General features: G+C 60.1%; 12 protein-coding genes. 6 read left to right on the plus strand and 6 right to left on the minus strand.

The features are described 5' to 3' along the window. The first annotated feature begins 178 nt into the window (after nt 1–178). The 3 genes from cysK (at nt 179) to RBR41_RS05800 (ending at nt 4,888) form a co-directional block, all read left to right on the plus strand. Nucleotides 179–1,102 (plus strand): cysteine synthase A, encoded by a 924-nt coding sequence (gene cysK, locus RBR41_RS05790; protein ID WP_320351638.1) that lies wholly within the window; start codon nt 179–181, stop codon nt 1,100–1,102. A gap of 486 nt (nt 1,103–1,588) precedes the next feature. Then, nucleotides 1,589–2,539 (plus strand): chemotaxis protein, encoded by a 951-nt coding sequence (locus RBR41_RS05795; protein ID WP_320351639.1) that lies wholly within the window; start codon nt 1,589–1,591, stop codon nt 2,537–2,539. A 1,071-nt stretch (nt 2,540–3,610) separates the two neighbouring features. After that, the gene (locus tag RBR41_RS05800) at nt 3,611–4,888 is read left to right on the plus strand and encodes a DUF4910 domain-containing protein (RefSeq protein ID WP_320351640.1); all 1,278 of its coding nucleotides are present in this window, start codon (nt 3,611–3,613) and stop codon (nt 4,886–4,888) included. 362 nt (nt 4,889–5,250) lie between these two features. Here RBR41_RS05800 and RBR41_RS05805 read toward each other — a convergent pair whose 3' ends face one another. The 6 genes from RBR41_RS05805 to RBR41_RS05830 form a co-directional block, all read right to left on the minus strand. Further along, nucleotides 5,251–5,943, minus strand: a complete 693-nt coding sequence (locus RBR41_RS05805; RefSeq protein WP_320351641.1) for a DVU0298 family protein — start codon at nt 5,941–5,943, stop codon at nt 5,251–5,253. A 162-nt stretch (nt 5,944–6,105) separates the two neighbouring features. Then, nucleotides 6,106–6,705, minus strand: a complete 600-nt coding sequence (locus RBR41_RS05810) for a lysine exporter LysO family protein (protein WP_320351642.1) — start codon at nt 6,703–6,705, stop codon at nt 6,106–6,108. Continuing rightward, nucleotides 6,702–7,091: a LysO family transporter gene (locus RBR41_RS05815; RefSeq protein ID WP_320351643.1), complete on the minus strand. Its 390-nt coding sequence runs from the start codon at nt 7,089–7,091 to the stop codon at nt 6,702–6,704. Before RBR41_RS05815 ends, RBR41_RS05810 begins: the two co-directional genes overlap by 4 nt. A gap of 532 nt (nt 7,092–7,623) precedes the next feature. Next, nucleotides 7,624–8,586 carry a hypothetical protein gene (locus RBR41_RS05820; protein ID WP_320351644.1) on the minus strand — a complete coding sequence of 321 codons (963 nt, stop codon included), beginning with the start codon at nt 8,584–8,586 and terminating at the stop codon, nt 7,624–7,626. Next, on the minus strand, nt 8,568–9,821 hold the full coding sequence (coaBC, locus tag RBR41_RS05825; protein ID WP_320351645.1) for a bifunctional phosphopantothenoylcysteine decarboxylase/phosphopantothenate--cysteine ligase CoaBC: 1,254 nt from the start codon (nt 9,819–9,821) through the stop codon (nt 8,568–8,570). The genes RBR41_RS05820 and coaBC overlap by 19 nt, the downstream gene beginning before the upstream one ends. Further along, complete coding sequence (locus RBR41_RS05830) at nt 9,818–10,432, minus strand: hypothetical protein (protein WP_320351646.1); 615 nt, start codon at nt 10,430–10,432, stop codon at nt 9,818–9,820. The genes coaBC and RBR41_RS05830 overlap by 4 nt, the downstream gene beginning before the upstream one ends. Before the next feature lie 128 nt (nt 10,433–10,560). Here RBR41_RS05830 and queA point away from each other — a divergent pair, with 128 nt between their 5' ends. The 3 genes from queA to vorB all read left to right on the plus strand — a co-directional run bounded on the left by queA (nt 10,561) and on the right by vorB (nt 13,195). Next, nucleotides 10,561–11,658, plus strand: coding sequence for a tRNA preQ1(34) S-adenosylmethionine ribosyltransferase-isomerase QueA (gene queA, locus RBR41_RS05835; RefSeq protein ID WP_320351647.1), 1,098 nt, complete (start codon nt 10,561–10,563; stop codon nt 11,656–11,658). Between the two features lie 200 nt (nt 11,659–11,858). Continuing rightward, nucleotides 11,859–12,083, plus strand: a complete 225-nt coding sequence (locus RBR41_RS05840) for a ferredoxin family protein (RefSeq protein WP_320351648.1) — start codon at nt 11,859–11,861, stop codon at nt 12,081–12,083. After that, the gene (gene vorB, locus RBR41_RS05845) at nt 12,080–13,195 is read left to right on the plus strand and encodes a 3-methyl-2-oxobutanoate dehydrogenase subunit VorB (protein ID WP_320351649.1); all 1,116 of its coding nucleotides are present in this window, start codon (nt 12,080–12,082) and stop codon (nt 13,193–13,195) included. Before RBR41_RS05840 ends, vorB begins: the two co-directional genes overlap by 4 nt. Nucleotide 13,196: the final 1 nt, after the last annotated feature.

The following is a 13,196-nucleotide window of genomic DNA, read 5'->3' on the forward strand; positions in this document are numbered from 1 at the left end:
GCTGTTTTGCACCGGGAAATGGCCCGGCATGTATGTACAGGAAAGTTTGCCAATGCACACGCTTTCCTCTATTCTCGTGTTCTGACTGTTAAGCAAAACGCGTCTGTTGTAAAGCTCCACCTGTCCATCCTGCAGGATTTTCGGGACATTCCCTACGATACTATGAGGTTTTCTCGCCATGCTGACCAACATTCTTCAGGCTATTGGCAATACGCCTCTGCTGCGCCTTAATCTTTCACAAGATCTGCCCGGCAAGGTCTGGCTCAAACTTGAAAATCGTAACCCCGGCGGTTCCATCAAGGATCGCGTGGCCTTTCACCTTATCGAAAATGCCCTTCAGTGGGGCGAACTGGAACCGGGCGGTCTTGTTGTGGAGGCCACCAGTGGCAACATGGGCATCGGCTTGGCCCTGGTTTCGGCCGTCCGGGGCCTGCGTTGCGTGCTCGCCATGCCCGAATCCATGAGCATTGAGCGGCGCAACCTGCTCAAGGGCCTTGGTGCGGAACTGGTGCTTACCCCGGCTGCCAAGGGCATGACGGGCGCTCTTGAAGAAGCCCGCCGCATCGCCGAAGAGCAGGGCGGCTTCATCCCCGGCCAGTTCACCAATCCCGAAGCCGTGCAGGCCCATTACAAAACAACCGGCCCTGAAATTTACAGCGACAGCGTCGGCAAGATGGATGTGCTGGTGGCTGGCGTGGGTTCAGGTTCGTCCATCACGGGGGCTGGCCGCTTTTTGAAGGAGCGCATCCCCGGCTTCAAGGTCATTGCCGTGGAGCCGGAAGCCTCGCCCGTGCTCTCTGGCGGCAAGGCGTCGCCGCACCTCATTCAGGGCATAGGCGCAGGCTTTGTGCCCGCCATCCTTGACCGTGCCCTGCTGGACGAAATACTGCTGGCCGATGGCGAAGAAGCCCTGACCATGGCCCGCACGCTCATGCGCTGCGGCATAGTGACAGGCATATCCACCGGCGCCAACGTGGCGGCAGCCCTCAAGGTCGCGGCGCGCCCGGAAATGAAAGGTAAAAATATCGTCACCTTTGCCTGCGATACAGGCGAAAGGTATATGTCTACCAGACTGTTCACCGATATGACGCAGTCGGCTTAGACAGTGCCGCCACGAGCGCCTTTCCGGTTCTTTCTGCGTCGAAATTCACCTTTTATTCCGGCAGGGTATCATCAGAGCACATCCCTGCATAAAAGGCTCGTCTCCCCGATGCGACAGGAAATTCGTCTTGTGACGACACTGTCTGGAGCATGTACTCTTTGAAATGTGAAGCCTTTTAAAGGCAATCTGGCCCGAACAGGCCGGGGCCGTCCTTTTTCGGCAGATCCCCTGCGGATGAAAAAGGGCGGCCCGCGGACCTATCTTTCCTGTCGGCTCTGTGGGGCTGCTGGTGGCCCGGCTCCCCATCCACCACAGTCCGGTTTCGTGCCACTGGTTCGGCGACAGGCGCGGAAAACAGACATTTTATTTTCTATGAGGTAAATAGTAATTTTTTCCTGCCGATAAGTTTGGCAAGAAAAGAGCTTCGGCACTGGACTTTCCGCATGCGGCACGCTGGCGGCCCGGCCCGCTTAATGGAGTACTTTCATGGCGCAAACCAATATTTTGCTCGAAACTGGCACCAATGAACTCGAAATTGTGGAGTTCTATGTCAACCAGGACGGTTACGAGGCCCATTATGGCCTCAATGTGGCCAAGGTGGTTGAAATAGGCCGTCGCCAACCTGTGACGGCCATGCCGGAAATGCGCCATAAAGCCCTGCTGGGCGCGTTTTTGCACCGCAATGGGCGCATTGTGCCGCTTATCGACATGGCGCGTTTTCTTGGCAGCGCTCCCATAACCAATGAGGACGCCAAGGTCATTGTGACGGAGTTCAACGGCGTCTGTACGGGTTTTCTCGTGTCCGGCGTCAACCGCATCTACAGGTTGAGCTGGACGGATGTTGAAGCCCCCGGTCAGTTTTTGCAGAACATGAGCCGCAGTTCCGTTACCGGCGTGGTGCGGCTTGAAGAGCGCGTCATATTTCTGCTGGATCTTGAAGCCATTGTGGCCGAATTGCACCCGGCCATGGCCCTGCGTTTTGACGCAGCCGACATGGCCGCTTCGGACGGCAAGACCTACACCATCCTGCATGTGGACGATTCCAGCAGCATCCGCAGCCTGCTGCTGAACCTGCTCAACAAGGAAGGGCGCTTCAAGGTGGAGCAGCGCGTCAACGGGCAGGAAGCCTGGGACTACCTGCAGTCCGTGCGCAATCGTTGCGAGGCGGAGGACCGCCCCATATCGGATTTTTTGCAGGGAATCATCACGGACATCGAAATGCCCGCCATGGACGGCCTTGCCCTGTGCAAGCGCATCAAGGATGATCCTGTGCTCAAAAAGCTGCCCGTGGCCATCTTTTCCTCAATGATCAACGAGAGTCTTGCCAGAAAGTGCGCCCTGGTGGGGGCAGATGCCCAGTACACCAAGCCGGATCTCAAGGCTCTTTCTGTCAAGCTGCATGAGCTTATCACCACTGTCTGGGGCCATCAGGCCTAGGGAAACGCTGATTTATTCCGTTTGGCGGACTTGCTTCACTTTTTTTGAAACAGTCGAGGACGGAAGAGTCCACTCCTGCGTCAAAATAAGCTCGCGCCTTGCCAAACGAAATAACTACGCGTTTCCTGAAGGCTCTTTAATCAGTGCTGCTCTCGAGCACAGATTAACTTTGAGAATATACATTCTCAAAGTTTAAGGCACGCTCACTTCGGCGTTTAACCGCGCAGATAAACTGTGCTTACGCCTCCGTAGCGAACGTCTGCGCACGCAGCCGCCGGAGCAATTTAACTTTTAAATTGCTCTGGAAGCAGGATCAGGGCCAACAGGATCAAGGCCTGGCCGAAAGCTGAAAACAGCGCGAATCTGATGGCGCGGCCGCCCCGGCAGCCGCCCGGCTGTAGCCCGGCTGTAGCCCGGCTGTAGTCTGTCCAAAGGCTCCCCGCACAGTGTGGGGAGCCTTTGACGTTTTGGCGCTCTGATGTCTTCCAGCCGCAGCCGCTCCGGCAGTGCACCGTGCAAAGGCTTTTTCGACAGGCGGCACGCATGCGTCTGCCGCGCGAGCTTTTGTTACAGTAGTGTGACAAAAACCACGGAATTGCTCCTGTGTATCGCAGTATAAGGTGCGCAAGGCCAAAAATTTTTTAGTAGCCCAAAAAGCAGGTTATAAAAATTTATTTCCCCTTTCGGGTTTGTTATGCAAACAGTGCTGGACAATCAGCGGTCTTTTTGCTTCCGTATGCCCCGTATAGCCCTTTATGGGGGGGAAAGACACGGACCTGGGGCAGACACCCCGGCCTTGAGATACCCAATAGGGCCCGGACGCCTGTACCGCAACGCAGCGGGGCTTCCGGCCTCATGATGGGGTGAAGCAACGAGGGGAGAGCGGGCGAGAAGGTTCCAAACGGGGGCCAGCGCGCGCGTTGAGGCGGCCCATGGGGTTCGCCATCTGTGCAGGAGGGGAGATGCCGTTTTTGCTTTGCCACAATGACCCGCATAAGGCGGCTGGTTAGCATTCCATATTTTTATGCCCGCGCCCCTACCGGGCGGGCAAGAGACTACAAGGCTTTTTCCATGCCAAATCTGCACAGTTTTCTCCAACGGCTTTTCCCCATTTGCCGGAGCATCACCGGTAATGGCGTTCGGCAGACTCTTTCCATACTCAAGGAAGAGCTGCCGGGCCTGCAAATGCATGAAGTTCCTTCAGGCAGTCAGGTGTTCGACTGGACAGTGCCCGATGAGTGGAACATCACCGAAGCACGGCTGACAGGCCCCGACGGCGAAATTATCGCCGATTTTTCTCACTGCAATCTGCATGTGGTGGGCTACTCCGAGCCAGTGGATCTCATGCTGTCCCTTGAGGATTTGCAGGAGCATCTCTACTCCCGCCCGGATCTGCCAGAGGCCATCCCCTACGTAACGTCCTATTACGCCCGGCGCTGGGGCTTCTGCCTCAAGCACAGCGTGCGCGAGAAGCTCAAACCGGGCATGTACCATGCGGTGATCAAGTCCACGCTCGCACCCGGCCATCTCACGTATGGCGAGCTGGTATTGCCCGGCCACAGCGAGAAGGAAGTTTTTCTTTCCACCTATGTGTGCCACCCCTCCATGGCCAATAATGAGCTTTCCGGCCCTGTGGTGGCCCTGGCCCTGGCGCGCTGGCTGCAAACCGCGCCGCGCCGCTATACGTACCGATTTGTTTTTGTGCCGGAAACCATCGGCTCCATTACCTATCTCAGCAAAAATTATCTGCAGTTGCGCGAGCGGGTGGTGGCCGGGTTCAACCTGACCTGCCTTGGAGACGACCGCGCCTATTCCTATCTGCCGAGCCGCAAGGGCAACACCCTGGCAGACAAGGCGGCCCTGCACGTGCTGCAACATTTTGCCCCGGACTTTGTGCGGTACACCTTTCATGACAGGGGCAGCGACGAGCGGCAGTACTGCTCGCCAGGAATCGATCTGCCCCTGTGCAGCGTCATGCGCACCAAGTACCATGTCTTTCCCGAGTACCACACGTCGCTGGACGACTGCTCGCTGGTCACGGAACAAGGACTTCAGGGCGGCTTTGAAATAATGCGCAAAGTGCTCGCAGCTATTGAAGAAAACGCGACGTACCAGTGCAAGGTTCTGTGCGAACCGCAACTGGGCAAGCGGGGGCTGTACCCCACGCTGAGCACCAGATATTCCTGTACCGAGCAGGTCGATCTCATGATGGATCTGCTGGCCTACGCCGACGGAACCATGAGCTTGCTGGACGAAGCCGAAATCGTGGGCGCGGATGTTTTTCGGTGCAGCGACGTCATGCGGCAGCTTGAAGAACAGGGCGTGGTGATCCGAAAAATGGATGACTGAGCCCGGTGGGCTGTACTGTCGCGTTGTCACGTTACGTTGGAGAGTTTTGTGGGGGAGTTTTGTGGGGGAGGGACCCTTTTGCAAAAGGGTCACCTCCCCCACGCCCCCACCCCCTAAAACTTTTATTATAGAGCATGTTAACTTTGAAAAAGTGTAAATGCTCTAACGCTGCACGAACGTGCAGCGCGCCACAACGTGACTGAATGAAAACTTTGGGATGTGAAGCAGTTCAAATTAATCTGCTCTAGAAAGCACGACAGTTCAAAGCGTATTTGCTCTCAGATAGCACGCGCGCGCCGCGCGGGCGTTCATGAAAAAAAGCCCCCATTCGGGGGCTTTTTTCGTAGAAATTGGGTGGAAAATCAGGCCGCGAGTTTTTCCAGCGCGTCGCGGGCTATCTGGCTGACGCTTTTTTCATACACGTCATTGCCGTCAAAGAGTTCGCACTGTTCTTCAAGCCCGGCGTCAGCCAGGCGGCGCAGGGCGGGGGCGTCCATAAGGTCGGGGGGCAACTGGCTCAGGGCCCAGGCGGCCATGCCCCGGCAGATGACATCCTGGTCTTCCAGTCCCTTGAGCAGCCATTTTCGCGCGCCAAGGCACATCTCCGGCCGTGCCTGCGCAAGTCGGCCTATGCCCCAGTAGCAGGAGCGCCGCAGGATGTCGTGGTCGCAAAAATTGTCGTCATGACCAAGGTCAATGATGTAGGAAATAAGAATGCGGTGAAAATCCTTGGCAAGGGGGGCGCTGGCGGCCAGAATTTCGGCAAAGGCATTGGGGATGCCCCAACCGATATTGCCGGATTCTTCATTGAGGTGCCACATGAGGCGGCGGATGATGTTTTTGGCGGCCTCGGGCTGTGTTTCGGCAAGCCGGGCCGTTACCTGCCCCAGAGCCGCGGCGGCGCGGTGCATGGTTTGCGGGCCGAGCAAGAGAAAAGAAAACAGCGGGCCCACGTTTTCAAGGCCGCCCTTGGCTATTTCGTCAAGATGGCTGCGCCATTCCGGACTGTTGATGGTATCTTTCAGTTTTTGTTTGGCTGAGCGCATGCGGGCCATGATCCATATCCTCCAGAGGCTGTGTTCTGGCTCTTCACCCATACTTATGGTTTTTTACTCTCCTGGCAAGGCGGCCCGTCACATTTCTTTTTTCTGGTTCATGCGTAACGGCGTGACCTCTGGAGCCGCCACTTGAGATCAGAAGGCTCGCTGTACCGTCTCTCAAATGCTGCAAAAAAACGTCACCCAGAAGGGCACGCTGAAGTCCAGCACAAGGGCGTGCACAATGGATATGAACACCCACTGGTTTCCGGCGTAGCGGGTAATGACTGGCAGGGTGGTATCGACAGTGGAAGCGCCGCCGCAGCTGATGGCCGCAATAGGGCCCATATAGCGCACCAGCAGCGGCGTGAAGAGCAGGGTGAAGAGTTCGCGCAGAATATTGCTGATAAGGGCAATGGTTCCCAGCTCCGGCCCCTTGTATTGCGTGATGAAGATGGAAGAAAGCGAATAGTAGGCAAATCCCGCGCCCACAGCCATGCATTCGGCAGCGCTGTACACGAGAAAAAGGCTGACAAGGGCTGTTCCGGCAAAGGTGCCCACCGTGGTGGCCAGGGGGAGCAGCAGCACACGGGGCCGCAGGCTGCGCAGCATTTCGCCAAGCCGTCTGTCCGACCCCATTGAGATGCCCACAAGGATCATGAGCAGCCACAGCATGTAGAGCGTCATGTCGTGTTCAATGAAGTAGTCGGGGATAAAGCCCATGCGGGCCAGCAGTACGCCAGCGCCGAAAAAAAACAGGATGACGAGGCTGCCTTTCATGCCTGTGAGTCCTCCTGGCTGGCATGGCTGGCACGGCTGGCACGGCTGACACGGCTGGAAGAAGACGGCGCGCCCGTCTGGCCCCCGGTGTCAGGGGGCGTGGTGAGGGCGTCGGGTTCCGGCGGTTGGCGGAAAAAACGGCGGATGCAGAGCACGCAGGCAATAGAGCCCGCAATAGCGCTTACGGTGAGCACAACAGCAGCGCCGCCCAGTTTGGGCAGGTTCGCCATGAGGGTGGTGTTGCCGCCCACGGAAATGCCGAGGGCAAAGAGCAGCAGCATGATGGCCGGGGTGACGCAGCGCGCGAGTTTGGCGGCCAGAGGCCTGCCGCGCAGCAGAAGGCCCACGGCAATACCCAGAAACATGAGGCCCATGGCGATAAACACAAAATCCTCCGCAGCCGGAAAAAGCTTTTGCAGATGCCCGCACCGAAAAAAAGCGCAGGGCGGCGCGTGTTTTACAGGGGCTGGTGTGCCCCCGCGTGGCTTCAAAAAAAGTAACAACACTTCGGGCTGGGCGCAGCGGCGGTACGGCCCCGGTTGATGGCCAAGACCTTCCTTCCCCTGCGGCACCCCGTATTTTAGAGCAATTTCATTTTGAAATTACTCTTCGGAATCCCTGATTAACGAACCTCCAGGAAACGCGCAGTTATTTCGTTTGGCAAGGCGCGCTCTTTTTTTGAAGCAGGAGTGGACTCTTCCGTCCTCGACTGTTTCAAAAAAAGTGAAGCAAGTCCGCCAAACGAAATAAATCAGCGTTTCCCCAAAAGTTTTAGGGGGAGGGGGCGTGGGGGAGGAGACCCTTTTACAAAAGGGTCCCTCCCCCACAAAATATTTCAAAATGGTATGGCTTCCGCAGGGGCTGAATGCGCGCGAGTCCCTCCCCCACAAAATATTTCACCGTAATCTTACACTACGTCTAGCGGGCGATTTGTCGCAGGGACTGCCGCAAAAAGGCCAGCGTGGAGGCATAGCGCTGGTCTTCGCGCTGCATATAGTCCACATCCCACAGTATCCACACCATGTGGCCCCGGTAGCGGGTCTGCTGGAGGGGCCGCAGGCCGGGGGGCAGGCCCAGCGCCTTGACGGCTGCGGAGCCCATAACCACCACGCCCCGTGCGCCGAGGCGCGAGGTTCCCGACCAGAAGGCGTCGGCGTGGGGCACAAGGCCTTCGTCCGTGCCGGGGGTGCGGTCTTCCGGCGCGGCGGGCATGCCGGCAGGCCAGAAGGTGTGGGTTCCGGCAGGGTGCGCCAGATCCTGAAGCAGTTTCTGCAAGAAGCCCCTGCGCTCAAGGCGGCCTTCTGCCTGCGGATCGCAGAGGTCAAGACCGAGATTCCAGTAGGTCCACAGCACCAGGCCGGGCCGTGTTTTTTCCAGTTGCTGACGCCAGGGTGAGGGCCAGACATGGGGCGGCAGGGGCTTCCAGGGGAGGCCGGAGGCAGCGTTTGCCTGCACGCCGGGCGCGGGCTGGCGCGGTGCGCCATACGGGGCCTGCCCGGACGGCTCGGCCTGGCTGGCAGGGGCGGCAGGTCGGCGCGTGGGCCTTGAGCTTTGTCCGGTTGGCTCCGACTGTGCTGATGTTCCTGCTGGGCCCGTTACGCCTGTAGGACCGGAATTTCCGGCCTGTGCGGGCGTTCCCGCCTGCCGTGATAATCCTGTTTGTCCGGAGAACGTGGCCGTTCCGGCCTGTCTGCCGCCATGGCTGCTCGCAGCACTGCCCGCAGACCAGCCTGCAGACCCGCTCGCAGGCCCGTGCATGGGAGGCCGGGCCGTGGTTTCAGACTGCGGCGCAAAGGCGTCAAAGCCTTCGGGCATGAGCAGGTTGGAGAGGCCCCGGCGTTGCCACAGGGCTGACAGGGGATTTACATACGCAAAAGCCACGAACACAACTCCCAGGCCACGTCGGCCTTGCTCTGGTTGGGCCAGATTTCTTCGCGTCCCTTGGCGTCCACCACTGCCATGCTGTTGGTGGGCGAGCCAAAGCCGCTGTCCGCAGCATTGACGAGGTTGCCAGCCAGGAGGTCGGCCTTTTTGCGGGCAAGCTTGGCGTGGGCCAGGGGCAGCAGGGCGTGCATGTCCGGCGCGGTTTCAGCGGCAAAGGCCAGAATTTTCTGTCCGGGCGCGCGCTGCTCCGCAAGGCTTTGCAAAATGTCGGGATTGGGCTGAAAGTCCAGGCTGAAGCCCTCCGGGGCTTCGGATTTTTTGAACTTGCGCCCGCCCATGGGCTTGGGTGAAAAGTCCGCCACAGCGGCGGTGAACATGCCCACATCCATTTGGGGCCAGAGGTTGGCGGCCACGGCAAACATGTCTCTGGCGCTGACGACGTCCCGCCTGGCTATGCCCTGCGGCATGCGAGTGCGCACGCCGGGGCCGCATATGGCCGTGACCTCCGCGCCGCGCAGCCATGCGCATACGGCCAGGGCCGCGCCCATGAGGCCGCTGGAGGGGTTGGACCAGAAGCGTACCCCGTCCCAGGCTTCGCGCGTGGGGCCAAGGGTGACCATCACGCGTCTGCCCGCCATGTCCTGCGGAGACAGCGCCCGCAAGGCGGCGAGAAAAATGTCGTGCAGGGGGGCCAGCCTGCCTTCGCCCTCGTCGCCGCAGGCGGTACCGCCGCAGCCGGGGGCAACGATGCAGGCTCCACGCTCGCGCAGCAGGGTCACATTGGCCTGGGTGGCGGGGTTGGCCCACATGCGGGGATTCATGGCCGGGGCAATGACAAGAGGCCCGTCAAAGGCCAGTGCCTGCGCGGCCAGCATGTCGTCGGCGGCGCCGTGGGCAAGGCGGAAGAGCGCGTCGGCCGAGGCCGGGGCCACCACCATGACGTGGGCGTGCTGCCCCGGTTCAAGGTGGGCGAAAATTTCTTGCCCGGAAGTGAACATGTCTTCGTAGACAGGCGTTGCGCCCAGGGATTCGAAAAGCATGGGCGTCACAAAATGCCGCGCTCCGGGCGTGAGCGTGGCCGAAACATGGATGCCCATGCCGCACCAGGCCCTGAGAAGATCCGCAGCCCGGTAGCAGGCCACGGAGCCGCACACGCCGAGATGCAGGCGCTTTTGCGCAAAGCGTGTGCTGTGATCAAAGGGCGTTTTCAGGCCGCTTTTCTGGTCGATCATAAATTTCGCTCCTGTATGCCGCTGCCGCCGCTGCCGGATGTACCGCCGCTGCGGCCGGGCTGCCCGCCCTGTGGGGCGGTGTTCATGCCGCCGGCATCGCCTGATCCGCCAAGGCCGTCGGAACCACTTGGCCCGCCGCTTGAGCCTGCGGCGTCCTGCATGGGCAGGGGGGAGCCGTCGGGCAGGCGGTCGGCCACCCAGATATTCAGAACAGTCAGCAAGGTCTGGCTGTCAAAGCTCAGCACCGCCATGGTGGAACCACGGTCATACACATAAACGGCGCGCGCGCCCTTGCGCAGGGCCAGGCGCAACTGCCAGCCCTGGCTTTGCAGACCGGAGTACATGATCTGTGCCGCAAAGCCCGTGTCCACCTTGCCGCGCAGCACTTCCAGCCCCTGACGCCCGCCGCCGGGGCCAAAATCCTGAAAGCCGTGCGAGCCATAGCGCTGCATGCCTGCGGGTGTGGGCACGCCAAGCAGCAGGCTTGTGGTGGTATCTGTGCCGCCGGTCAGAGGGTCGTTGGAAAAAGGATTTTCCAGCCCAATGGAGGCGCAGCCCGAAAGCGTTGCGAGAAGTGCCAGTAACGCAATGATGACAAGAGGCCGCCGCATGGCTATACTCCTTCCCTCCCATCGTAATGCCGAGGGGGGCAATCAAGTCACCCTAGCCTCAACGCCCCGCGCTGACAAGAGCGGCAGCGGCGCAACTGGCGGGAACATATAACCAAGGCCCGGAAGCCATGCACATTGAGGAAGCGGATTTCTTACTGGAAAATTACAACTTCGACCTGCCGCAGGAACAGATAGCCCAGTTTCCCCCTGAAGAACGGGGCAGTTCGCGGCTGCTTGTCATGCCGCGCACGGGCGCACTTGACCTGCACCATAAAATGTTCAGTGATCTGCCGGACTGTCTGCCCGAAGGGGCATTATTGATAGCGAACAATTCCCGTGTATTGCAGGCGCGTCTTTTGGGTACGCGCTCCACGGGCGGCAAGGTGGAATTTTTGCTGCTCACGCCCCTGCCCCTGGTGGTGGAGCGGGCCAAGGCCGACAAAAGCGGCGGCTTTTTCGCAGAGGCTGAAGGGCTTGTGCGTTCTGGCGGCAGCATCCGTGAAGGGGAAACTTTTGATTTTGGCGCTGGCATCCGCGTGACCGTGCTGGAATCCGGCCCCTTCGGGCAGCGCCGCGTGCGCCTGGGCTGGAAGGGCGATCTGGCTGCGGCCTTTGCGGCCACGGGGCATATCCCCCTGCCGCCTTATATCAAGCGCCCTGACGGCGAAGAGGATTTGAGCCGCTACCAGACCGTCTATGCCCGGCAGGACAAGACGGGGTCGGTGGCCGCGCCCACGGCGGGCCTGCACTTTACGCCGCCCCTGCGGGAAAAGTTGGCCGAAAGGGGCTTCCAATGGGCAGAAGTAACCCTATATGTTGGGTACGGCACCTTCAGCCCCGTGCGCACACCCGACATCCGCAGTCACCGCATGCACAGGGAATACGTGGAAGTTCCTGAATCCACGGCTCTGGCCATAGCCGAGGCGCGCGCGCAGAAAAGACCCGTCATCGCCGTGGGCACAACCAGCCTGCGCACCCTAGAGGGCGTGGCGGAACTCTGCGGCAGGGTGCAGGCCTACATGGGCTGGACGGACATTTTTTTGTATCCCGGCAGGCCGTTCCGCGTGGTTGAAGGTCTTGTGACCAACTTCCATCTGCCGGAATCCTCACTGCTTATGCTGGTGGCAGCCTTCGCGGGGCGCAAGCGCATGCTGGACGCCTACGCCGAGGCCATTGCCAATGGGTACAGATTTTTTTCATATGGGGATGCCATGCTGATCCGCTGACGCCCTTTGCCGCTGGCTGTCAGCTTTTCCGGCACGCCGGAATGGCGGCTGGCAACGGCATGGTCTGCCTCGCGGGATGGTCCCGATGCGGCATGACCTGGGCACAGACGAGGCTTTGACGGCAAAGCCTCCCGGAACGGCCTGTCGCAAGACTGTCCGTTCCCATCCCCCCGGCGGGCAAGGCGCCTCAAGGAGCATACATGTCACGAGTCGTTTTTCTGGAAGAACGCTGCAAGGGCTGCCGCCTGTGTGTGGAAGCCTGTCCTGTGCATATTTTACGGCCATCAGGCCGTTTTAACCGTCATGGCTACGAGGTTATGGAGATGGACGGGCAGTGCACCGGCTGCGCCTCCTGCGCTCTCATGTGCCCCGATGTGGCCATTCGCGTGTTCAAAAGTGAAAAAAAGAAAGGGGGCGCGGCATGAGTCAGGGCCAAAACTCCTCTGAACGCATTCTCATAAAAGGCAATGAAGCCGTGGCCTTTGGCGCTGTGGACGCAGGCTGCCGCTGCTATTTCGGCTACCCCATCACGCCGCAGAATGAAATCCCCGAAGTGCTTTCCTCGCTGCTGCCGGAGAACGGCGGCCAGTTTGTGCAGGCCGAAAGCGAAGTGGCGGCTGTCAACATGCTGCTCGGCGCTGCGGCCTGCGGCATTCCGGCGCTCACGTCCTCATCCAGTTGCGGCGTATCCCTCATGCAGGAAGGCATTTCCTACATGGCGGGCAGCCATATTCCGGGCGTCATGGTCAACATGCAGCGCGGCGGGCCGGGCCTTGGCGACATCGGCCCCTCGCAGGGCGACTATTTTCAGGCCGTCAAGGGCGGCGGTCACGGCGACCACCGCAACCTGACGCTGGCCCCGGCCACGGCCCAGGAATGCTATGATTTCATGTTCCGTGCCTTTGCCCTGGCCTTCAAGTACGCCAACCCGGTCATGGTGCTGGGCGACGCCATTGTGGGCCAGATAAAGGAACCCGTGCGGCGCGTGACGCCTGCTGACGCGGTGTCGCCCGAAGCGCTGGCGGCCATGAGCAAGGACTGGAGGCTTGAAGGTTACGGCAAGCGGGGGGCCAAGGCCGCGCCGCGCCTGCTCAAGTCCGTGTATCTTGCCGAAGGCGCGCTGGCCGAGCGCAACCGCATGCTCATGGCAAAGCACGAGGCCATGAAGGCCGAGTGCGCGTGGGAATGCGTGGACGTTGACGACGCCGAGCTTGTGGTGGTGGCCTTTGGCTCCATTGCCCGCATAGCCCGCAGCGCCATACGCCAGTTGCGGGCCGAGGGGCACAAGATTGGCCTGTTCCGCCCCATCACGCTCTTTCCTTATCCGGATGCAGCACTGCGCGCGCTCGTGCCTGGCCGCCGCTTCCTGGTAATGGAACAGAATACGGGGCAGATGGTGGAAGACGTACGGCTGGCCCTTTTTGCCCAGCCCGGCGTAAGCGCGTCAACCGTGCTCTGGCACGGCATCATGCCCGGCCTCTTCATCGGGGCTGACGCCCTGCGTGAACCCATGCTACAGGCCCTCAAGGAGAAATAGC

The organism is Desulfovibrio sp. (assembly GCF_034006445.1).
In the GTDB taxonomy this organism is placed as follows: Bacteria; Desulfobacterota; Desulfovibrionia; order Desulfovibrionales; family Desulfovibrionaceae; genus Desulfovibrio.